The 19,676-nt window shown below is 75.7% G+C and carries 18 protein-coding genes; 6 read left to right on the top strand and 12 right to left on the bottom strand.

Going from position 1 to position 19,676, the window contains the following annotated elements:
• Positions 1-59: 59 nt before the first annotated feature.
• Positions 60-425: a hypothetical protein gene (locus HCK00_RS10970; RefSeq protein ID WP_168101662.1), complete on the top strand. Its 366-nt coding sequence runs from the start codon at positions 60-62 to the stop codon at positions 423-425.
• Between the two features lie 206 nt (positions 426-631).
• On the opposite strand, the gene HCK00_RS10965 is transcribed toward HCK00_RS10970, so the two are convergent.
• The gene (locus HCK00_RS10965; protein ID WP_240965476.1) at positions 632-2,665 is read right to left on the bottom strand and encodes a DUF6461 domain-containing protein; all 2,034 of its coding nucleotides are present in this window, start codon (positions 2,663-2,665) and stop codon (positions 632-634) included.
• Between the two features lie 204 nt (positions 2,666-2,869).
• Positions 2,870-3,775: a phosphotransferase enzyme family protein gene (locus HCK00_RS10960; protein ID WP_311765259.1), complete on the bottom strand. Its 906-nt coding sequence runs from the start codon at positions 3,773-3,775 to the stop codon at positions 2,870-2,872.
• A gap of 522 nt (positions 3,776-4,297) precedes the next feature.
• On the opposite strand from HCK00_RS10960, the gene HCK00_RS10955 reads away from it, so the two are divergent.
• From HCK00_RS10955 to HCK00_RS10940, 4 genes are all read left to right on the top strand, one after another.
• Positions 4,298-5,350, top strand: coding sequence for a CDP-alcohol phosphatidyltransferase family protein (locus HCK00_RS10955; RefSeq protein ID WP_168101660.1), 1,053 nt, complete (start codon positions 4,298-4,300; stop codon positions 5,348-5,350).
• A gap of 207 nt (positions 5,351-5,557) precedes the next feature.
• Positions 5,558-6,109, top strand: a complete 552-nt coding sequence (locus HCK00_RS10950; RefSeq protein ID WP_168101659.1) for a DUF1697 domain-containing protein — start codon at positions 5,558-5,560, stop codon at positions 6,107-6,109.
• A 100-nt stretch (positions 6,110-6,209) separates the two neighbouring features.
• A complete protein-coding gene (locus tag HCK00_RS10945; protein ID WP_168101658.1) occupies positions 6,210-6,953 on the top strand; it encodes a Clp protease N-terminal domain-containing protein in 744 nt (247 codons plus the stop codon).
• Positions 6,954-7,128: 175 nt separating this feature from the next.
• Positions 7,129-8,340 (top strand): glycosyltransferase, encoded by a 1,212-nt coding sequence (locus HCK00_RS10940; RefSeq protein WP_168101657.1) that lies wholly within the window; start codon positions 7,129-7,131, stop codon positions 8,338-8,340.
• A gap of 58 nt (positions 8,341-8,398) precedes the next feature.
• Here the strand turns inward: HCK00_RS10940 and HCK00_RS10935 are convergent, their stop codons facing one another.
• Entirely contained in the window at positions 8,399-9,004 is a 606-nt protein-coding gene (locus tag HCK00_RS10935) for a DinB family protein (RefSeq protein ID WP_375781948.1), read from the bottom strand.
• A gap of 155 nt (positions 9,005-9,159) precedes the next feature.
• Here HCK00_RS10935 and HCK00_RS10930 point away from each other — a divergent pair, with 155 nt between their 5' ends.
• Positions 9,160-10,200 (top strand): helix-turn-helix transcriptional regulator, encoded by a 1,041-nt coding sequence (locus tag HCK00_RS10930; RefSeq protein ID WP_168101656.1) that lies wholly within the window; start codon positions 9,160-9,162, stop codon positions 10,198-10,200.
• 152 nt (positions 10,201-10,352) lie between these two features.
• Here HCK00_RS10930 and HCK00_RS10925 read toward each other — a convergent pair whose 3' ends face one another.
• From HCK00_RS10925 to HCK00_RS10890, 9 genes are all read right to left on the bottom strand, one after another.
• Entirely contained in the window at positions 10,353-11,162 is an 810-nt protein-coding gene (locus HCK00_RS10925; RefSeq protein WP_311765281.1) for a sirohydrochlorin chelatase, read from the bottom strand.
• A 272-nt stretch (positions 11,163-11,434) separates the two neighbouring features.
• Positions 11,435-12,838 carry a sulfate adenylyltransferase subunit 1 gene (locus HCK00_RS10920; protein ID WP_168101654.1) on the bottom strand — a complete coding sequence of 468 codons (1,404 nt, stop codon included), beginning with the start codon at positions 12,836-12,838 and terminating at the stop codon, positions 11,435-11,437.
• A gap of 2 nt (positions 12,839-12,840) precedes the next feature.
• Entirely contained in the window at positions 12,841-13,797 is a 957-nt protein-coding gene (cysD, locus tag HCK00_RS10915; RefSeq protein WP_168101889.1) for a sulfate adenylyltransferase subunit CysD, read from the bottom strand.
• A 97-nt stretch (positions 13,798-13,894) separates the two neighbouring features.
• Positions 13,895-14,605 (bottom strand): phosphoadenylyl-sulfate reductase, encoded by a 711-nt coding sequence (locus HCK00_RS10910; RefSeq protein WP_168101653.1) that lies wholly within the window; start codon positions 14,603-14,605, stop codon positions 13,895-13,897.
• Complete coding sequence (locus tag HCK00_RS10905; RefSeq protein WP_168101646.1) at positions 14,602-14,847, bottom strand: hypothetical protein; 246 nt, start codon at positions 14,845-14,847, stop codon at positions 14,602-14,604. Before HCK00_RS10905 ends, HCK00_RS10910 begins: the two co-directional genes overlap by 4 nt.
• Complete coding sequence (locus HCK00_RS10900) at positions 14,844-16,541, bottom strand: nitrite/sulfite reductase (protein ID WP_168101652.1); 1,698 nt, start codon at positions 16,539-16,541, stop codon at positions 14,844-14,846. Before HCK00_RS10900 ends, HCK00_RS10905 begins: the two co-directional genes overlap by 4 nt.
• 219 nt (positions 16,542-16,760) lie before the next feature.
• Positions 16,761-16,844: a putative leader peptide gene (locus tag HCK00_RS28450; RefSeq protein WP_311133484.1), complete on the bottom strand. Its 84-nt coding sequence runs from the start codon at positions 16,842-16,844 to the stop codon at positions 16,761-16,763.
• Between the two features lie 233 nt (positions 16,845-17,077).
• On the bottom strand, positions 17,078-17,671 hold the full coding sequence (locus tag HCK00_RS10895; protein WP_168101651.1) for a GNAT family N-acetyltransferase: 594 nt from the start codon (positions 17,669-17,671) through the stop codon (positions 17,078-17,080).
• A 204-nt stretch (positions 17,672-17,875) separates the two neighbouring features.
• On the bottom strand, positions 17,876-19,372 hold the full coding sequence (locus HCK00_RS10890; RefSeq protein WP_168101650.1) for a helix-turn-helix domain-containing protein: 1,497 nt from the start codon (positions 19,370-19,372) through the stop codon (positions 17,876-17,878).
• Positions 19,373-19,676 lie beyond the last annotated feature (304 nt).

Here is a 19,676-nt window from a genome sequence, read left to right as displayed (position 1 = left end):
AACATTTTCTGACGCCGTGCCAGCAGCGCACGGGTACCGCGCGAAGGGCAGGCATGGGCATGGACATCGACACCGCACTCAAGGAAGCCATGGCGATCGACGGAGCGATCGGCGTCGCCGTGGTCGACTACGAGAGCGGCATGTCGCTCGGCGAGCTCGGCGGCGGCAAGGGCCTGGACCTGGAGGTCGCCGCGGCCGGCAACACGGAGGTGGTGCGCGCCAAGGCCCGGACGCTGGCCAGCCTCGGCATGGACGACACGGTCGAGGACATCCTGATCACCCTCGGCGAGCAGTACCACCTCATCCGCCCGATGAGTGCCAACAGCGGGAGTCTCTTCCTCTATCTGGCCCTCGACCGGTCCCGGGGCAACCTCGCCCTGGCCCGCCACTCCCTGAAGCGCATCGAGAACAACCTCCAGATCTGACGGAGTCCGCGGCGGCCGCCGGCGCCCGGCCCGGGGGGGAGCCGAACCGGGCGAGAAGTGCAGGGGCCGGGCGGGACCGGGAGGGAAGGCGCCGCCGCGGCCGGAACACGCCGCCCCGGGACCGGCCGGGGCGGCGTGTCCGGCTCCGCCGGGCACCGGTGGTTCCCCGGCCGGCGGGGCCGGGGCGACCGGTCCGGCCGGGCCCGTCACGGCATGGGGATGATCGCCCCCAGGGCGGTGCCCGTCACGTCCGCCACCGTCGGGCGCACCCCGGCCGTCCGGCACAGCAGTTCCAGACCGTCCTCGAAGGCGGCGTCCTGCGCGTCGTCGGCGCCCATCGCGGCGAGCGCCGCCCGCACCTCGGGGATGGTCGGCTCGGCGCCACCGTTCTCGGAGTGGTCGGCCACCACCTCACCGTCGCGGAACACCCGGAAGGTCGTCGCCCCGCTGAACGCCTCGTACAAGGCCACGGCGAAGGTCCCCCGGGACAGCTCGGCGTGGACGACCCCGGCCCGTCCGTTGTCCTCCACGAGCAGGGTGTGCGGGCCGAGCGCGAAGGCCGCCACCAGGAGGTCGTCGTCCCCGCTGTCCTCGGCCTCGCCCCGCGTCAGCAGCTCGTCCCACGTCCCGGCGGTGATCTGCCCGGGTTCGGCGCCCAGACGGCGGAGCGCCTCGCCCGGTGCCGTGTCATGGATGACGGTCACGCAGTAGGTGAGGTCGCCCGTCAGGGGTTCCAGCCACGCGGTGAAGTCCTCCTCGGGCGCCGTCTCCGGCTCCGGCAGCTCGGGCCCGGCTCCCCCGCTCCCGTCCCGGGACGGCGGGACCGCGGGCGCGGGCTCGGGTTCGTCAACGGGCTCGCCGTTGCGCCAGACCACCGCCCCGTCCGCCCGGCACAGCAGGATCTCTCCCGGCTCCACCCGCAGTTCGTCCGCCGGGCCGGCCTCCTCCCGCACCACGGCGCCGTCCGCACCCCGGATCCTCAGCATGCCGTCCTCATCCAGGCACAGCGCCGCCCCCTCGGCGTCACCCAGGTACGTCCACCAGATCCACGTCCCGTCGTCGGCGATGAGCGCCAGCCGGTGCTCGTCGCGGTGCCCGAGCACCGTGGAGCCGTCGGCGGAGGTGAGGGACCGGCGCAGCAGGGTCTGCCCCCGGCGGAGCACCGAACCGCGCGCGACGGCCGGGCCCGCCTCCGCGCAGGACGTGTGGGCGTCGATCGCCCAGACCTCCGTGCCGCCGGCGTCCAGCAACGCCACCCGGCCGTCGTCGCGGACCACGAGCCGGCTGCCGCCCGCGCCGGCGGTGCCGGAGCTCCACACCGCGGCGCCCCACACGTTCCGCACGGTCAGCTCGCCGTCGCCGGTCAGCTCGGTCCAGCCGGGCCCGGCCCAGTCGGTGCCGGCCGACCACACCACGCGCAGGGTCGCGTCGCAGTACAGCACCAGATTGCCGTCGAACCGGTGGGTGAGGGTGTGCGCGCCGGAGGCGGAGGTCAGGGACTGGTTGCGCAGCCGCCCGCCGGCACCGAGTTCCGGACCGGCATGCCCGTGCGGCTCGGCCGGGGGCAGGTCGGCGCCCTGTTCCCACGATCCCTCGGCCCAGAGCACCGTGCCGTCGGAGTCCTCCAGGCAGAGCGTCCGCGCCCGCGGCCCGGGCCGGCCGTCGTCCGGCAGCATCCGCCAGGTGAGGACCGTCCCCTCCTGCTCCATCCAGCGGACCAGCGGTGCCGGGAGGTAGGAGATCAGCCCACTGCTCTTGTGGTGCCTGCTCAGGCGCAGCGGACCGTCCTGCTCGCGGGTGACGGTCCGGCGCCACTTGGCCGTCTCCCGCACGAGGAAGGTGTCAGCCGTGATCGCGGCCACGGGCGCGGAGTTCCGCAGCGGGCGTGGCTCCACCGGGCCGCTCCGGGAGGTGTAGATCCGGGCTCCGTCGCCGTTGAGCAGCTCCAGGTCACCGGTGTCGGTGAGGATCAGTGAGCGGGCCCCCTCCGCCGCGATCGGCGAACGCCAGACCGTGCGGAGTTCGCCGGGTGCCTCGACCTGCACCGCGTCCCGGTCCCCGAGCAGCAGGTCTCCGGCCACGGGCCGCCCCTCCTCGCCCGCCCGCCACACGGCCCCGCCCGTGTGCGTGTCCAGGACGATCGCGACGCCCTCCCCGTCGTAGCACAGCTTGTAGCGGCCGGACGGCGACAGCAGGGGCTCGTCCTCCCGCAACCGCTCGAACTGGATCAAGTTCCGCATCGTTTCCTCTTCGTCCGCCGGGTGAACCGGCCGCTGACTTCCGACGCCGCAGATCATGCCGCCGGGTACTGACAGCGCCGGGAGCCGCGAGGGACGGGGGCGGTGGTTCCGCCCCGGGCCGGTGCCCTGCCGGGCGGCCGCCGGCCGCCCTGACGGGCCCGGGAGGCGGGGACGGGAGGGCGGAGCGGGGTGCCCGTCCGGCGGTCAGAAGGGGTGCCAGCGCACCTCGGTGTCGCCGTCGCGCAGGGAGCCCACACGGCGGCGGAACTCCGCCAGCGCGGCCGGATTGCCCGGCGCCTGCTGGGCGACCCACGCGCAGCTCGCCGTCTCCCGGGCACCGCGCAGCAGGGCGCACCCCTCCCACTCGCGGACGTCCCAGCCGTAGCCCCGGGTGAAGGCCGCGTACTCCTGGGGCGGGAGCCCGTAACGGTCCAGGGAGAGCGCCATGACCACCAGGTCGTGCTCACGCAGGTCGTGGGAGAAGGTCTCCAGGTCCGCCAGGACGGGGCCGCCGGGGCCGATGTGGACGTTGCGGGGGAGCGCGTCACCGTGGATGGGGCCGGGCGCCCGCCGGGGCCGCAGCCCGGCCACCGCCCCGGCGAAGTGGTCGCGCCGCTCCCGGAGGAAGGCGGCGTCGGCGGGGTCGATCGCGTCCCCGGCCAGCCGCAGCCAGCGTTCGACGCCGCCGAGGAGGTCGCGGCGGGGGAGGGGGAACGGCGGGTCGGGCAGCGCGTGCACCGCCGTCAGCAGGGTGGCGAGATCGGCGGCTCGGGGCGGGCGGACGGCCTCCGGCAGCCGGTACCAGAACGTCACCGGGTGACCGTCGACCAGCCGGGCCTCCGGCTCCGCGGGCCGCACGGTGGGCACCCCCTGGTCCGCGAGCCAGCGGGCGACGCGGAGTTCACGGCGGGCCCGGTCCAGCAGTTCCGCGCTGCGGCCGATCTTGACCACCGGGCCGTCGTCCCCCAGCGCCAGGACGGCGTTCTCCCCGAACGCCAGCAGCGGGCCGTCCGCCGCGGCCCCCGGATGCCCGGCCGCCGCCAGCACCTCGCGGGCGCGGCGCTCGCTGAACACCACCGCGGCTCCCGTCCGCCGTGCCGGGTCCGTCACCGTCGCCTCCGCCGCTCCGCCTCGTCACTGCCCGTCTGCCGCGGACATTCTCCCAGCCCGGCCGGTCCACCGGACCCCGGGCCCCGGCCGGCGGGCGGGGGGAGGGCCGGGAGGGGACGGCCGCCGCCTCGTGGACACCTCGCGGGCGGTCCCGCCGTCCGGAGGCTTCGCGCCACGGTGGGGTGGGCTACGTCACGTCCGCGGAAGCGCGCCGTGCCGCGGGCCCGGGAGAGCGCTCCGGCGCCCGCCGGGACGGCCCGCCGGGCGGCACCGCGAGGGCCGTGCGACGGCCGCGTGCCGAGAACGTGACCGTCTCCCGGGAACCGGCACCGGCCTGACGGCATCTCCCAAGGTGCCGCTCACCGCCGGGCCGCAAGTGCGCCGAACCTGTCACATGCATGGACAGTGACACCCAAGAGGACCCGTACCCGTAGGTAAAGGTTGTACGGCGCATAGCTTGTACTTCTGGCGAAGTCCTCCTTAACGTGAGGTGAACCACCCACCCACACCGGAGAGTTGGCCATGCGCAGAAACATTCCACCGCTGGCGGAGGTGCGTCGCACCACCGAGAAGAAGCGCGACGCGTGGTGGACGGTGCTGCTGGTCGACCCCGTGGCCACCCCGCTGGTGCGGTGGACCGCCATGTGGACCCGGATCACCCCGAACCAGATCACCTGGTCCGCGCTCGTGCTCGGGCTCGGCGCCGCGGCCTGTTTCGCCGCCGGGAGCTGGGGCTGGCTGGTGCTGGGGGCCCTGCTCTACCACCTCAGCTTCATCCTGGACTGCATGGACGGGAAGCTGGCCCGGCTCACCGGCACGGGCACCGTCTTCGGCGCCTGGCTGGACTACGTGTTCGACCGCGTGCGCGTGCTCGCCTGCGCGATAGCCCTGATGGGCGGCCAGTACTCCCGCACCGGTGACGTCGTCTTCCTGTGGCTCGCCCTCACCGTGGTCTTCCTCGACATGCTGCGTTACGTCGACGCCCTCCAGATCTTCAAGATCCGGCACGGGATGCGGAAGCAGATCAAGGCCCGGGCGCGCGCCGCCCGGCGGGCCGACGACGACCGGCGCGTCTCCTTCATGGAGGACCTGCTGCGGGAGAACCCGGAGGCCGACTTCGACCACGAGGACCGGACGCGCGCCGACGACGGCCCGGCCCCCGAGGCGCGGGAGGGCGAGGAGACGGCCGCCGTCCCCGCCGACCGGCCCGAGGGCCCGGTCATCGACCTCCACCAGGAGTTCAAGAGCCGCTTCCCCTGGTACGGCCGGTTCCGCAACCTGCTGCTGCGCCACCGCATCCGCACCCACCTGGTCAGCGGGATCGAGTTCCAGATGGCCGTCTTCATCATCGCGCCGGCCGCGGGCGCGGTCGCCGCGGTGACCATCGGCGCCGCAGCCCTGCTGCTCGTGTTCGAGCTGGCCATCATCTACAAACTGCTGCTCTCCACCCGGGACTTCACCCGTACCATCGCCTCCTTCGACGAGGCGGCGGCGGCCGCGGAGGCCCTGGCCACCCCCGGGGACGGCGCCCCGGCGGCCGTTCCGGGGCCCCGCCGGGCGTCGACCGTGGGCTGACGGTCCGCGCGGCGGAGTGACGCGCCGCTCCCTCCACGGCGGAGGGGGTGGCGCGTCGCCGTGCCCCGTTCCCTCCTGCCCGTCCTCCCGCCTTCCGTTCCGGCGGCCGGGGGGCGGGCCGGGTCCCGGCGCCGCGCCGGCCGGACCGCACCGCCCGGTTCCCCGAGCGGCGGCCCCACGGCCGCCCCGTCCCGTAGCGTTCCGGCCATGGTGACGACATACGCGGCCCTGCTGCGGGGCATCAACGTGGGTGGCGCGCGGAAGGTCCCGATGGCGGACCTCCGGGCGGTGCTGACCGGGCTGGGGTACGGGCGCGTCCGCACGCTGCTGCAGAGCGGCAACGCCGTCTTCACGGCCCCGGACCACCGCGACCCGGGCCGCCTCGCGGCCGAGGTGGAGCGGGCGCTCGCCGAGTGGTTCGGCTTCCCGGTCGTGGTGGTGGTCCGTACCGCCGGGGAGCTGCGCGCGGTCGTGGCCGCCAATCCCTTCCCGGACGCCGGTGCGGAGCCGGCGCGACACACCGTCACGTTCCTGTCCGGCCGGGCCGACCCGGACCGCCTCGACGCGGTGGATCCCGCCCTCTACGCCCCCGACGAGTACCGCGTGGCCGACGGCGGCCGGGAGCTGTACGGCCGCTTCCCGGACGGCCTGGGGCGCAGCCGTCTGACCCCGCTCCTGGACCGGCGCAAGCTCGGTGTCGAGGCGACCACGCGCAACTGGGGCACCGTCACCAAGCTGCTGGCGCTGGCCGAGGAGTGACGCGGAGGCGGCGGCGCGGGGTGAGCGGCGGGGCGACGAATCACCTCCGAGTGTCAACCTCGGGTTGACGGTCGCCGAAGTGTCAACCTAAGGTTGCCTCATGACGGAACCCGTACGCATGACGCATCCCGTCCGGCTGGACGACCTGATCGAGGCCATCAAGAAATCGCACGCCGACGTGCTGGAACAGCTCTCCGGCGCGGTCGTCGCGGCGGACCATCTCGGGGATGTGGCCGACCATCTGATCGGCCACTTCGTGGACCAGGCCCGCCGCTCCGGCGCCTCCTGGACGGACATCGGCCGCAGCATGGGCGTGACCCGGCAGGCGGCCCAGAAGCGCTTCGTCGCCAAGGGAGAGGGCCAGGACCTCGACCCCGGCCAGGGATTCAGCCGGTTCACCCCGCGGGCGAAGAACGTCGTGGCGGCCTCGCAGGAGGAGGCCCGGGCGGCCGGCAACGCCACCATCGGCCCCGGGCACCTTCTTCTCGGCCTGCTCGCCGAGGGGCGCGGTATCGGGGTGCTGGCGATCACCGCGCAGGGCGTCGAGCCGGACGCCGTGCGGCAGGCGGTCACCGGCGGCCTGCCGCCGGCGGCCGGCGAGGTGCCCGACCTCATCCCCTTCGACGCCGACGCCCGCAAGGTGCTGGAGCTGACCTACCGGCAGGCGCTCCGGCTCGGCCACAACTACATCGGCACCGAGCACATCCTGCTGGCCCTGCTCGACGCCGAGGACGGCTCGGGCCCGCTCACCGCCCTCGGCGTCGAACAGGCGGCCACCGAGGCGGAGATCGCCCGCCTCGTCGCGGCGGCCGCCGCCTCCTTCGCGGCCGGCGCGGCGGACTGACCCGGGGGCGCCGGGCCGCGCGCCGTCCTCCCGTCCCCCTCCGCGCCGCCGGTCCGAGGGCCGCTTCGGGGGCCCTGCCCGCCCGCGAGAGGATGCCCTCCGTGCCGCCGGGCACGGCGGGGGACGGGACACCGGGGAAAATGCCGAAAATGCCGAAAAAGGGAAAAGGGGCGGGATGCGGGCGCTGTTGTCCACGACCGGTACGCGGGGCGAGGTGCAGCCGCTGGTGGCCCTCGCCCTGCGGTTGCGGGAGCTGGGCCAGGAGGCGGTGATCTGCGCGCCGCCCGACTTCCAGGAGTGGGGGGAGGCGCTGGGCATCCCCTGGGTCCCGGCCGGGCCGGAGCTGCGGGGCACGGCGACACCGGCCGCGGCGGTCCCGCCCCCGCCCGGCCTGCGGCAGCGCATGATCCACGGCATGGTCGCCGACCAGTTCGAGGCGGTGGGCGCGGCGGCCGAGGGGTGTGACGTGATCGTCGGAGGTGGCCCGATGGCCCTCGCCGCCCGGTCGGTGGCCGAGCGGCGGGGCGTCCGTTACGTCCACGTCGCGTTCGCCCCCGTCACCCTGCCCTCGCCGCACCACGCGCCGCCGCCCATGTTCGACCTGCCGGAGGAGGAACCGGCGGACGGGGCGGCGGGCAACCGGGACCTGTGGTCCCGGGACGCGCGGCGCTGGAACCGCCTGTTCGGCGCGGCGCTCAACGCACAGCGCTCGGCTCTCGGCCTCGCCCCGGTGGACGACGTGAGCCGGCACCTCGTCTCCGGCTCCCCGTGGCTGGCCGCCGACCCGGTCCTGGCCCCGTGGCCCGGACCGTCCGTGCCGGAGGTCTTCCAGACCGGCGCGTGGACCCTGGTGGACGACCGGCCGCTCCCTCCCGAGGTGGAACGGTTCCTCGACGCCGGCGACCCACCGGTCCACTTCGGGTTCGGCAGCGTCCGCGCCCCCGTGGGCATCGCCGACACGATGATCGCGGCGGCCCGGGCGGTGGGCCGCCGCGCGATCCTCGCCCGCGGCTGGGCCGGGCTCTCCCTCGGCGGGGCGGCGCCCGGCTGCCTGGAGATCGGCGAGGTGAACCAGCAGGCGCTGTTCCGCCGGGTCGCCGCGGTCGTCCACCACGGCGGCGCGGGCACCACCACGACGGCCGCCGCGGCCGGCGTGCCCCAGGTGGTCCTCCCCCAGCTGTTCGACCAGTTCTACTTCGCCGGGCGCGTCACCGCGCTCGGCGCCGGCGGCGCCCTCCCGGCCGGGCGCCCGGCGGCCGGCTCCCTCACCGCGGCGCTGCGCGACGCGCTCGGTCCGCGCACCGTCGCGGAAGCCCGGGACCTGGCGGACCGGATCCGCACCGACGGCGCCCCGGCCGCGGCGCGCCGGCTGGCCGGCGGGTGGTGACACCCGCCCCGTCCGAGGCGGGACACGGTCCCCGCCGGCCCGGCGCGCCGCCCCCGCCTCAGGTCGAGGTCCGTCCGTCGATCGACTCGCGCAGGATGTCGGCGTGCCCGGCATGCTGGGCGGTCTCGGCGATGACGTGCAGCAGCACGCGCCGGACGCTCCACTTCGCGCCCGGCTCGTGCCAGGGCGCCGCCGGCAGCGGGTGCGTGGCCGAGAGGCCGGGAACGGTGGCGACGATCCGGCCGGTTCGCGCGGCGACCTCCTCGTAGCGCCGGATCACCCCGGCCACCGTCTCGTCCGGGGCCATCCGGAACTCCGCCACGCGGTCGGTCATCCAGCGCGGCAGTTCGCGCGCGGTGCCGTTCATGATCTCGTCCCAGGTGACCCCCTCGGGCAGGTCGTAGCGGAACGCCGGCGAGCCTTCCAGGACGAAGCGCAGCCAGGACTCCTCGGTGGCGGCGACATGCTTGACGAGGCCGCCCAGGCACAGCTCGCCGACGGCCGGACGCGCGGCGGCCTGCTCGTCGGAGAGCCCGCGCAGGGTGTGCGTCAGGGCCGACCGCGCGATCGCGAGTTCGGCGAGCAGATCGGCCCGTTCGGGGTCCAGGGCGGGGCGGGGCCCGTCCGGGGTGGTGGCGTGGGCCGTCGAGGTCACAGAGGTCACTGGGGTCACAGGGGTCACGGCGATCCGGTCCTTCGGTCGTTCGGGTCGGTGCGGGACCGCCGGGCCCGGCGATCCGCGGACGTACGGAGGGACCCTCGCAGGGGTAGCGGCCGGATTCTGTCCGCTTCTCCCGGCGAGGGCGGCAGGATGGAGCCGTGCCGAAGACCTCCGCCCGACTGCTGCTGTTGCTCTCCCTGCTCCAGGCGCGCCCCGAGTGGCCGGGGCGCGCGCTGGCCGAGCGGCTGGAGGTCAGCCCGCGTACCGTGCGCCGCGACGTCGACCGGCTGCGCGGACTCGGCTATCCGGTGACGGCCGTCAAGGGCCCCGACGGCGGCTACCGGCTCGACCCCGGCCCGCGGCTGCCGCCGCTGCTCTTCGACGACGAGCAGGCCGTCGCCCTCGCCGTGGCGCTGCGGACGGCGCCCGTCAGCGGGGCCGGGATCGAGGAGGCGGCGGCGCGCGCGCTGAACACCGTCCGGCAGGTCATGCCCGCGCGGCTGCGCCACCGCGTTGACGCCCTGCGGATCACGGCCGTCGAACGCGTCCCGGACGCCGCGCGGCCGCGGGCCGACCCGCGGGTCCTGGTGGCGATCAGCGCGGCCGTCCGGGACCGGGAGGTGCTGCGCTTCGGCCATGTCCCCGTCCCCCCGCCGGGGGACAGCGGCGGCGGGACGGGGGAGCCCCGGCCGCGCCGCGCCGAACCCCACCACCTCGTGACCTGGGGCGGGCGCTGGTACCTGGTCGCCTGGGACCTGGACCGGGAGGACTGGCGCACCTTCCGCGTCGACCGGATCACCCCGCGCACCCCGACCGGCCCCCGCTTCACCCCGCGCGCCCTGCCCGGCGGGGACGTGGCCGCCTTCGTCGCCGACCGCTTCCAGGGCACCGGCGGCTTCGGCGCGCGGCTGTGCCGGGGTGAGGTGATCCTCCGTCTGCCCGCGCCCGTGGTGTCCGCCTACGCGGGCGAGGGCCTCGTCGAGGAACTCGGGCCGGACCGCTGCCGACTGGTCCTGACCGCCTGGTCCTGGCCCGGACTGGCCTCCGTCATCGGGCAGTTCGACGGCGACATCGAGGCCGCCGCCCCGGCCGAACTCCGGGACGCCTTCGCGCGCCTGGCCCGGCGTTTCGCCCGGGCCGCGACCGGCGCCCCGGCGGGCGGCGAGGACGGGGCGGGGCCCACGGCGGCTGACCGGTGAACGGGCCGTGCGTCCCCCGGCCCGGGTCGGTCCGGGGTGGGAGCGGTCCGGGGCGCGCCGGGTGACGCTCCGGACCGGCGGCCGGCCCGGCGTGGCGCCCGCGGCACGGGTGCCTCGGCGGCTCGGGTCCGGGAGCGGGCGCCGGGCCCCGGTCAGGCGCTGAGCGCTCCGAGCGGCCCGTGTCCCTCCGGGTGCCCGTCCCGGTGCCCCGCCCGGCGGGCCTCGTCGTAGCGGGTCAGCACCAGGGTGGCCAGCCGCTCGTCGGCGCCGAGGACCTCCGCGAGGACGTCCGCGCCCGCCTCCCGGGCCCCCGCCGCGATGCGGTCGGGCAGCCGGCCGGGGGCGAGGACGTAGGGGGCCACCGCCACCCGGCGGGCGCCCTCCGCGCGCAGGGCGCGGACGGCGTCCGCCGTGCCGGGTGGCGCGGCGGAGGCGAACGCGGGCCGCACGGCGCACCAGCCGGTGCGCCGCCACTCCCGCGCGATTGCTGCGATCACCGCGATCGCCTCCGGATCGGAGGAGCCGGCCGAGGCCAGCACCACGCCGGTGGAGGCGCGGTCGCCCGGGCGCACCCCCGCTTCGGACAGCCGTTCCTCCAGGGTCGCCATGAGGAGCGGTGAGGGGCCGAGCACGCCCGCCTGGGTCACGGCCAGGCGCGGCAGCCGGGCGCGGACCTCCCGCAGGACGCCCGGGAGGTCCGACGTGGCGTGGAAGGCCCGCGTCAGCAGCAGGGGGAGGACGACCACCGCACGGACGCCCTCCGTGTGCAGCCGGGTGAGCAGCCCCTCCACGCCCGGGGTGCAGAAGTCCAGGTAGGCGGTCTCCACGCGGAGGGCGGGGCGGAGTGCCCGGACCCGCTCGGTGAGCGCCGTGACGGTTGCCGCGTGGCGCGGGTCGCGGCTGCCGTGGGCGACGATCACCAGGGTGGGACCGTCGGACGGCGCGGTCCCGGCGAGCGGCACGCGGGTGACGGACGCGCCGATGGCGGGTGTGCCGGTCACCGGGGTGGGCCCGGGGAACGGCGCGCCGGTGCCGGCCGCGGGCGCGGCGCGGCGCGCCGCACGGCCCGGCCGCCCGGCGCGTCCCGTCCCCGGCGCGGTGGAACCGGCGCCGCGGCTCCCGGCGCCCCGGGAGCCGGCGCCGGTCCCGGGGCCCCCGGAGCCGGGGTCACCGCTCCCGGCCTCCTTGGCCCCCGGCACACCGGCCCCCCGGCGCTCTGCCTCGTCCCTCATGCTCAGAAGTCCCAGCCGTCGCCGTCGTGCTCGCCGCCCGGGCCGTTCCCGTTGTTCCCGTCGGGGCCCGGGGCCGCGTCGGGGAAGGCGTCGCCGGACATGCCGGCCGTCAGCGTCGTGCCGTCGGCCGGGTCGATCAGCAGAAACGATCCCGTGCGCCGCGACACCGCGTAGGGGTCGAGCGCGAGGGGTTCGGAGGTGCGGAGCACGACCCGGCCGATGTCGTTGGCGCCCAGCTCGCCCGGCGCCGGGTGGCGCGCGGGGCCGCCGTCCCCGCCGGACTCCGCGAGGGAGAGCCGGGAGGGGATGTCCTTCACGATCGCCTTGACCGTGCGGGTCGTGTGCTTGAGCAGCACCCGGGCCCCCACCGTCAGCGGACGGTCGTGCAGATGGCAGACGGTGGCCTCGACGTCCCGGGTGACGTCCGGGGCCGTCGCCGTGGTGACGATCATGTCGCCGCGGGAGATGTCGAGGTCGTCGTCGAGGAGGACGGTGACGGACTGCGGCGCCCAGGCGGCCTCCGCGGGTTCCCCCAGCGCGTCGATCGCCGCGACCGTGGAGGTGCGGCCCGAGGGCAGCACGGTGACCGGGTCGCCCACCCGCAGCACACCCGACGCCAGCTGCCCGGCGTATCCCCGGTAGTCGGGGTGGTCGGCGGTCTGCGGCCGGATCACGTACTGCACGGGGAAGCGCACCGGCTCACCCGCGGGGTCGGTGGTGACCGGCACCGTCTCCAGGTGTTCCAGGACGGTCGGCCCGCCGTACCAGTCCATCGTCGCCGAGGGCGTCACCACGTTGTCCCCGGCCAGCGCCGAGATCGGGATGGCGGTGATCTCCGGGACGCCCAGGGCGGCCGCGAAGGCCGTGAACTCCTCGGCGATCGCCGCGAAGACGGACTCCTGGTAGCCGGCGAGGTCCATCTTGTTGACGGCGAGGACGACGTGCGGCACCCGCAGCAGCGCGGCCACCGCCGCGTGCCGCCGGGTCTGCTCGACCACGCCGTTGCGCGCGTCGACCAGCACCACGGCCAGCTCGGCGGTGGACGCCCCGGTGACCATGTTCCGCGTGTACTGCACATGGCCCGGGGTGTCGGCGAGGATGAACCGGCGGCGCGGGGTCGCGAAGTAGCGGTACGCCACGTCGATGGTGATGCCCTGCTCACGCTCGGCGCGCAGGCCGTCCGTCAGCAGCGCCAGGTCCGGCGCCTCCTTGCCCCGGCTGCGGGAGGCGTGTTCGACGGCCTCCAGCTGGTCGGCCAGCACGGACTTGGAGTCGTGCAGGAGCCGGCCCACCAGGGTCGACTTGCCGTCGTCCACGCTGCCCGCGGTGGCGAACCGCAGCAGCGTGGCGTCCCCACCGTCCGGGAGGCCGGCCGGGCCGGCGGGGTCGGTGTCGGTGCTGCTCATTCCTAGAAGTACCCCTCGCGCTTACGGTCCTCCATGGCGGCCTCGGAGAGCTTGTCGTCGGCCCGGGTCGCTCCCCGCTCGGTGAGCCGGGAGGCGGCGATCTCGGCGATGACGGCCTCGATGGTGCCGGCGCCGGAGTCCACGGCTCCCGTGCAGGACATGTCGCCGACGGTGCGGTAGCGCACCCGGCGCCGCTCCACCGGCTCGCCCTCCTTCGGCCCGCCCCACTCGCCCGGCGCCAGCCACATGCCGTTGCGGGAGAAGACCTCGCGCTCGTGGGCGTAGTAGATGGCCGGCAGCTCGATCCGCTCCCGGGCGATGTACTGCCAGACGTCCAGCTCGGTCCAGTTGGAGAGCGGGAAGACGCGGACGTGCTCGCCGGGGGAGTGGCGGCCGTTGTAGAGCTGCCACAGCTCGGGGCGCTGGCGGCGCGGGTCCCAGCCGCCGAACTCGTCACGCAGGGAGAACACCCGCTCCTTGGCGCGGGCCTTCTCCTCGTCCCGCCGGCCGCCGCCGAACACGGCGTCGAAGCGGTGGGTCTCGATGGCGTCGAGCAGGGGGACCGTCTGGAGCGGGTTGCGCGTGCCGTCGGGGCGCTCGCGCAGGGTGCCCGCGTCGATGAACTCCTGGACGGAGGCGACGTGGAGGCGGAGGCCGTGCCGGGCGGCCGTGCGGTCGCGGAACTCCAGCACCTCGGGGAAGTTGTGGCCGGTGTCCACGTGCAGCAGGGAGAACGGCACCGGCGCGGGCGCGAAGGCCTTCAGCGCCAGGTGGAGCATGACGATGGAGTCCTTGCCGCCGGAGAACAGGATCACCGGCCGCTCGAACTCACCCCCCACCTCGCGGAAGATGTGCACGGCCTCCGACTCCAGCGCGTCCAGGTGGGACAGCGCGAAGGGGCCGCCGGTGCGGCGGGCCGCTCCGGCGGGGCCGCCCGTCGTGGTGGTCGGGGACGTCACGGTGGTCGCGGAAGTCACGGTCAACCCTTCTCCTCGGCGCGACGCCCGGGCCGCTGGGGCGCCGGGGTCCGCGGGACGGTCTCGGATCGGGTGGTCATCAGGTGTGCAGCCCGCACTCGGTCTTGCCGCTCCCGGCCCAGCGGCCGGCCCGGACGTCCTCGCCGGGCTTCACCCGGCGGGTGCAGGGGGCGCAGCCGATCGAGGGGTAGCCGTCGCTCAGCAGCGGGTTGGTGAGCACTCCGTGCTCGGCGGCGTAGGCGTCCACATCGGCCTGCGTCCAGGTGGCGATGGGGGAGATCTTCACCTTCTGCCGCCGTTCGTCCCAGCCGACGACCGGGGTGGCGGCCCGGGTGGGGCCGTTGTCGCGGCGGAGCCCGGTGCCCCAGGCGTCGTAGCGGGCCAGGCCCTCCTCCAGCGGGGCGACCTTCCGCAGGGCGCAGCACAGGTCCGGATCACGCTCGTGGAGCCGCGGGCCGTACTCGGCGTCCTGCTCGGCGACGGTCTGCCGCGGGGTGAGGCTGATCAGGTTGACGTCCATGACGGCCGCCACGGCGTCCCGGGTGCCGATGGTCTCCGGGAAGTGGTAGCCGGTGTCGAGGAACACCACGTCGACACCGGGCCGGACCCGGGACGCGAGGTGGGCCACGACGGCGTCCTCCATGGACGAGGTGACGCAGAAGCTGTCGCCGAAGGTGTCGGCGGCCCAGCGCAGCACCTCCTCAGGGCCGGCTCCCTCGAACTCGCGTGCCCCTTCCTCGGCCAGGGCGCGCAGTTCCTCCGTGGTGCGGGCGGACGGTGCGGTGGTCATGGGCGGGTCTCCCCCTTCGTGGTGGTGGCGGACCGCGTGCCGGTGTCCCGCGGGGTGCCCGGCCCGGCGGTGTCGCCCACGCCGCCCCGGCCGGAGGCGGCCCGGGACAGCAGGCCGAGGAAGGACAGCCGGAAGGCACGTGCGCAGGAGCCGCACTCCCAGGCGCCGTGCCCCTCCTCGGAGGGGCGCAGGTCCTCGTCCCCGCAGTAGGGGCAGTGGAACGGTGCCGCGCGCCCGCTCATGACAGGTCCTCCGCCTCGGCGCGCGCCGCCCAGACGGCGAACGGCTCGCCCTCCTCGCGCTGCTTCTCGAAGCGGCGCAGCACGCGCTCGACGTAGTCGGGGAGTTCGTCGGCGGTGACCTTCAGCCCGCGCACCTTGCGGCCGAAGCCGGCGTCGAAGCCGAGGGAGCCGCCCAGGTGCACCTGGTAGCCCTCGACCTGGTTGCCGTCGCCGTCCAGGACGAGCTGGCCCTTGAGGCCGATGTCGGCGGTCTGGATGCGGGCGCAGGCGTTGGGGCAGCCGTTGACGTTGATGGTGAGCGGCTCGGCGAAGTCCGGCAGCCGGGCCTCCAGCTCCTCGATGAGGGAGGCACCGCGCGCCTTGGTCTCGACGATGGCGAGCTTGCAGTACTCGATGCCGGTGCAGGCCATCGTGCCGCGCCGGAACGTCGAGGGGCGGACCTGGAAGCCCAGCTCCTCCAGCCCGGCGACGAGCGGGTCCACCTGCTCCTCGGCCACGTCGAGGATGATCATCTTCTGCTCGACCGTGGTGTTGAGCCGGTCCGAGCCGTGGGCGGCCGCCAGGTCGGCGAGGCGGACGAGGGTGTCCCCGTCGACGCGGCCGACCCGCGGCGCGAAGCCGACGTAGTAGCGGCCGTCCCGCTGCCGGTGGACGCCCACGTGGTCCCGCCAGCGGGTGACGGGCTCCGCCGGGGGAGGCCCGTCGGTGAGCCTCCGGCCGAGGTAGTCGTCCTCCAGGACCTGGCGGAACTTCTCCGTGCCCCAGTCGGCGACGAGGAACTTCAGCCGGGCGCGGTTGCGCAGGCGGCGGTAGCCGAAGTCGCGGAAGATGCCGGTGACCCCGGCCCACACCTCGGGGACGTCCTCCAGCGGCACCCAGACGCCGAGGCGCTGGGCGAGCTTCGGGTTGGTGGAGAGCCCGCCGCCGACCCACAGGTCGAAGCCGGGGCCGTGCTCGGGGTGGACGACGCCGACGAACGCGATGTCGTTGATCTCGTGGACGACGTCCTGCACGGGGGAGCCGGAGACCGCCGTCTTGAACTTGCGGGGCAGGTTGGAGAATTCCTTGCTGCCGATGTAGCGGCGGTGGATCTCCTCCACCGCCGGGGTGCCGTCGATGATCTCGTCGGCCGCGATCCCCGCCACGGGGGAGCCGATGATCACGCGCGGGCAGTCGCCGCAGGCCTCGGTGGTGGACAGCCCGACGGCCTCCAGGCGCTCCCAGATCGCGGGGACGTCCTCGATGCGCACCCAGTGGAGCTGGATGTTCTGCCGGTCGGTGATGTCGGCGGTGGAGCGCGCGTAGTCGCGCGAGACCTCGCCGATGGCGCGGAGCTGGGCCGTGGTCAGCCGGCCGCCGTCGACGCGCACCCGCATCATGAAGTACCGGTCCTCCAGCTCCTCCGGTTCCAGGACGGCGGTCTTGCCGCCGTCGATCCCGGGACGGCGCTGGGTGTAGAGGCCCCACCAGCGCATGCGGCCCCGGAGATCGTTGGGGTCGATGGAGTCGAAACCGGCCTTGGAGTAGATCGTCTCAATGCGTGTCCGCACATTGAGACCGTCGTCGTCCTTCTTGAACTGCTCGTTGCCGTTGAGCGGGGTGTGGTGGCCCACGCCCCACTGGCCCTCGCCGCGGTGGCGGCCGGTCTTGCGGCGGTTCGGAGCGGTCCTGGTGCGGTCGGGCGTGACGGCCATGGAAGTGGTGTCCTTCTCGGGCTTCTCGGGCTGTTCCGGCGAACGGGATCTTCCGCGGTGAGCCGGGAGCGTCGGAGGGGGTCGGATCACACCCCTGCTGACCTGCGATTCGCCGGAAGCGGACCCTTCGCGGCGCGGCGCGTCCCGCGGCGCTGCGGGGTCGGGGTGGGCACGGCCCCCGGGGAGGGGGCGGTGCGGGGCGCGGTGGTGCTGGGACTGTCAGCCCGCGGGACAGATGGCGCTGGACATGCGGCAGAGGTCGACATGGCGCCGACTCACCAAGGCGATTCCAGCTTCAGACATGCCCAAGAGCGTGCCACGCCGTTCGGACAGCAGTCCATTGTCGTCCGGATCGTGGACATCATTATTCCACTGGGTGAGACGTGTGTGCCGCGGATCACAGCGCCGGCCGGACGGGTGGGGTGCGGTGGGTGGCCGGATCCTTTCGGCGGGGTGGGCCGCCCCGGTCCCGCCGCCGGAGCGCGCCCGGCCGGCACCACGGCGAGGTGCGGGCGAGGCGCGAGGGAGATACGAGGTCAGCGGGCGCCCGGCCACGGACCGGGGGAGGCCACCGGTGCCTCCACCGCGGTACGGGTGTCGTGGACCCGGAAGCCCCGCCGCCGGTAGTTGTCCAGCGCGTACGGCCCGTCCTTGCTACAGGTGTGCACCCACACCCGGGACGTCGGCGGGCGCCCGGGCCAGCGCGTGGCCAGGTCCCAGGCGCGTGCCGTGCCCAGGCTCAGCAGATGGCCACCGAGGCCCCGGCCCCGGAACGCCGGGATCAGCCCGAAGTAGACGATCTCCACCGCGCTGTCCTCGCCGTCCGTGTTCGGGGCCAGTTCGACGAAGCCCGCCGGTGTCCCCCGCTCGTACGCCACCCAGCTCTCCGTGCCGGGCCGCTCCAGCACCTCCTGCCAGCGGGCGTACGGCCAGCCGAGGCGGTCGGTCCAGGACACGTCACCGCCGACCGCCGTGTAGAGGAAGCGGCTGAACTCCGGGGAGGGCACCTCGGCCCGCTCGACACGCGGGGCGCCCGGCGGCGCTCCGGCCGGCGCGAGGTCGGCCGGCGAGGTCTGCTCCAGATACCAGGTGGTCACGGGGGTCACGGGGGTCACGGGGGTCTCGCTCATGCCGGTTCCGTTTCCTCCCTGGGTGTTCCCGGGCTGCGTGGGCCGCGTGGGCTCCGTGGGCCGCGTGGGCCGCGAGGGGGGTGTGGGCCGCGAGGGCTCTCACGCCTCGGCGGGCTTCCCGGCCGTGTCCCGGCCGGTGCGGGACAGCTGCCGCCGCACCTCGGGGACGGCCACGGCCCGGTGCCCACCCGGGAGGCCATCCCATCACGCGTCCCGGTGAGCGCCGTCCCCGGGGTTCCGGGGACCGTCCGCCCGGCGGGCCGTCTCGCGGACGGCTCGTTCCCCGGCCGGGGCCGCCCCCCTGCCCTGCCCGTCCGCCCGCCCCGCGCGTACCGCCCTGATCAGCGGTGCCGTCGAGCGCGGCAGCAACTCGCCGGGCTCGTCCGGGACGAGCAGCCGTACCTCCACACCCTCGGCGAAGCGGTACGGGCGGTGCTCCAGCACCCCGCCGAGCGTGCGCCGCAGCCGGGAGAGTTCCGCCCGTACCGTCACCGTCCGGCCGGGGTCACCGAAGAGGTCGGCGGCGAGCTGGGCAGCGGTGCGCCCCGCGGGCCGGCGGGCCAGCGCGTACAGCAGTTCGGCGTGGCGCGGGCTGAGCGGCTGGGTCCAGCCGCCGGCGCCGCCGGTGACGGCGGCGGTGGGCCGCCCCGGCCGCCGCAGGTCCAGCACCAGGCCGGTGGCCGGGGCCGCGGGCCCGGCGCCCGCCGCGCCGCCGTCGTCCGGTTCCAGCCGGACCAGCCAGCCCTCCGGGAGCGGGTCCACGGCGCACGGGCCCAGGCCGGGCAGCCGGCGGCGGCCGGCGCCGAAGTGCTCCGGCAGCGTCAGCCGCCCCGGTGAGGGCATCCCGGTGACGGCGGCCGTCCAGCCGTCGCGGTCGACGGCCAGCGCCCGGCCGCCGAGCCGGCAGAGGATCGGGGCGGCGATCGCCCTCAGCCGTTCCACGGACTCCAGGTGGCGCTCGCGCAGTTCGCTCTCCGCCAGCCTGGCCACGGAGACGACGAGCCGGGAGGTCGCCGGATGCACCCCGGCCGCGGGCCCGCTGACGTCCACCACGCCCAGCAGCCGCCCGGTGCGCGGGTCCCGCAGCGGGGCCGCGGCGCAGGTCCAGTGGTGGTGGCCGCGGACGAAGTGCTCGGCCGAGTGCACCCGCAGCGGGCGGCCGGTGACCAGCGCGGTGCCGATGCCGTTGGTGCCCACCGCCTCCTCCGCCCAGCTCGCGCCCGGTTCCAGCCCGACGCGGTCCGCGTCGCGCCGCACCCGCGCGCTGCCGTCCCGCCACAGCACCCGGCCGTCGGCGTCGGTGACCACCATGATGTGCAGCGCCGCGTCCGCCACCGAGACCAGCCCCTCGCGGAGCGTCGGCAACACCGTGGCCAGCGGGCTCGCCCGGCGGCGGCGCTCCACCTCCTCCAGCGGCAGCAGCCCGGCCGGCGCGCCCCGGTCGGGGTCGAGGCCGAGCCGCAGCATCCGCGCCCAGGACTCGCCGATGAGCGGGTGGACGGCGGACGGCGGACGGTCCCCGGCCAGCGCCGCGTCCCGCAGCCGGTTGAGGTGGCGGACGGCCTCGCGGGTGCTGCCCCGCCCCGTCCCGGTGGTCCGGGGCGCGGTCCGGGCCGTCTGCTGCGATGTGTGGTCCACGGTGCGGTCTCCGTCACGGAGCGGCCGGTGCCGCGGCACCGGCGGAAGGGTGGCTTCCCTCATGGTGCCGCCCGGAGAGCGGGTACGGGGGCTTCCCCCGCGGAAAACGCGGGAAAACCAGAAACCGCAGGAAGGGCGGGGAACGCGGGAAGGCGGGGCTCGCGGGGAACGCAGAAACGTTCAAGGCACCCCGGTCACCGAGCTCACCGGGATCACGGGAACGCGGCAAAGGTCTGCAACCCGCCGCAACCTTTGCCCCCGTCCGCGCCGCGGACCACAGTGGGGCCGACGCCGCCGCCGCGCACCGGGGTGCCGCGGCGGCGGCGTCCCCGCGGCGGGGGGGGTGCCGTGACGGCGCTGCACCACC

The organism is Streptomyces zingiberis, from assembly GCF_012034935.1.
GTDB lineage: Bacteria > Actinomycetota > Actinomycetes > Streptomycetales > Streptomycetaceae > Streptomyces > Streptomyces zingiberis.
This window is presented reverse-complemented; position numbering and strand designations above follow the sequence as displayed.

Bases quoted from the DNA above. Each gene is read 5' to 3' on its own strand.
- HCK00_RS10905 (WP_168101646.1), bottom strand. From the start codon at position 14,847: ATGAGCGGGCGCGCGGCACCGTTCCACTGCCCCTACTGCGGGGACGAG.
- HCK00_RS10890 (WP_168101650.1), bottom strand. From the start codon at position 19,372: ATGAGGGAAGCCACCCTTCCGCCGGTGCCGCGGCACCGGCCGCTCCGT.
- HCK00_RS10940 (WP_168101657.1), top strand. From the start codon at position 7,129: ATGCGGGCGCTGTTGTCCACGACCGGTACGCGGGGCGAGGTGCAGCCG.
- HCK00_RS10950 (WP_168101659.1), top strand. From the start codon at position 5,558: ATGGTGACGACATACGCGGCCCTGCTGCGGGGCATCAACGTGGGTGGC.
- HCK00_RS10900 (WP_168101652.1), bottom strand. From the start codon at position 16,541: ATGGCCGTCACGCCCGACCGCACCAGGACCGCTCCGAACCGCCGCAAG.
- HCK00_RS28450 (WP_311133484.1), bottom strand. From the start codon at position 16,844: ATGTCTGAAGCTGGAATCGCCTTGGTGAGTCGGCGCCATGTCGACCTC.
- HCK00_RS10920 (WP_168101654.1), bottom strand. From the start codon at position 12,838: ATGAGCAGCACCGACACCGACCCCGCCGGCCCGGCCGGCCTCCCGGAC.
- HCK00_RS10965 (WP_240965476.1), bottom strand. From the start codon at position 2,665: ATGCGGAACTTGATCCAGTTCGAGCGGTTGCGGGAGGACGAGCCCCTG.
- HCK00_RS10955 (WP_168101660.1), top strand. From the start codon at position 4,298: ATGCGCAGAAACATTCCACCGCTGGCGGAGGTGCGTCGCACCACCGAG.
- HCK00_RS10910 (WP_168101653.1), bottom strand. From the start codon at position 14,605: ATGACCACCGCACCGTCCGCCCGCACCACGGAGGAACTGCGCGCCCTG.
- HCK00_RS10945 (WP_168101658.1), top strand. From the start codon at position 6,210: ATGACGGAACCCGTACGCATGACGCATCCCGTCCGGCTGGACGACCTG.
- HCK00_RS10970 (WP_168101662.1), top strand. From the start codon at position 60: ATGGACATCGACACCGCACTCAAGGAAGCCATGGCGATCGACGGAGCG.
- HCK00_RS10895 (WP_168101651.1), bottom strand. From the start codon at position 17,671: ATGAGCGAGACCCCCGTGACCCCCGTGACCCCCGTGACCACCTGGTAT.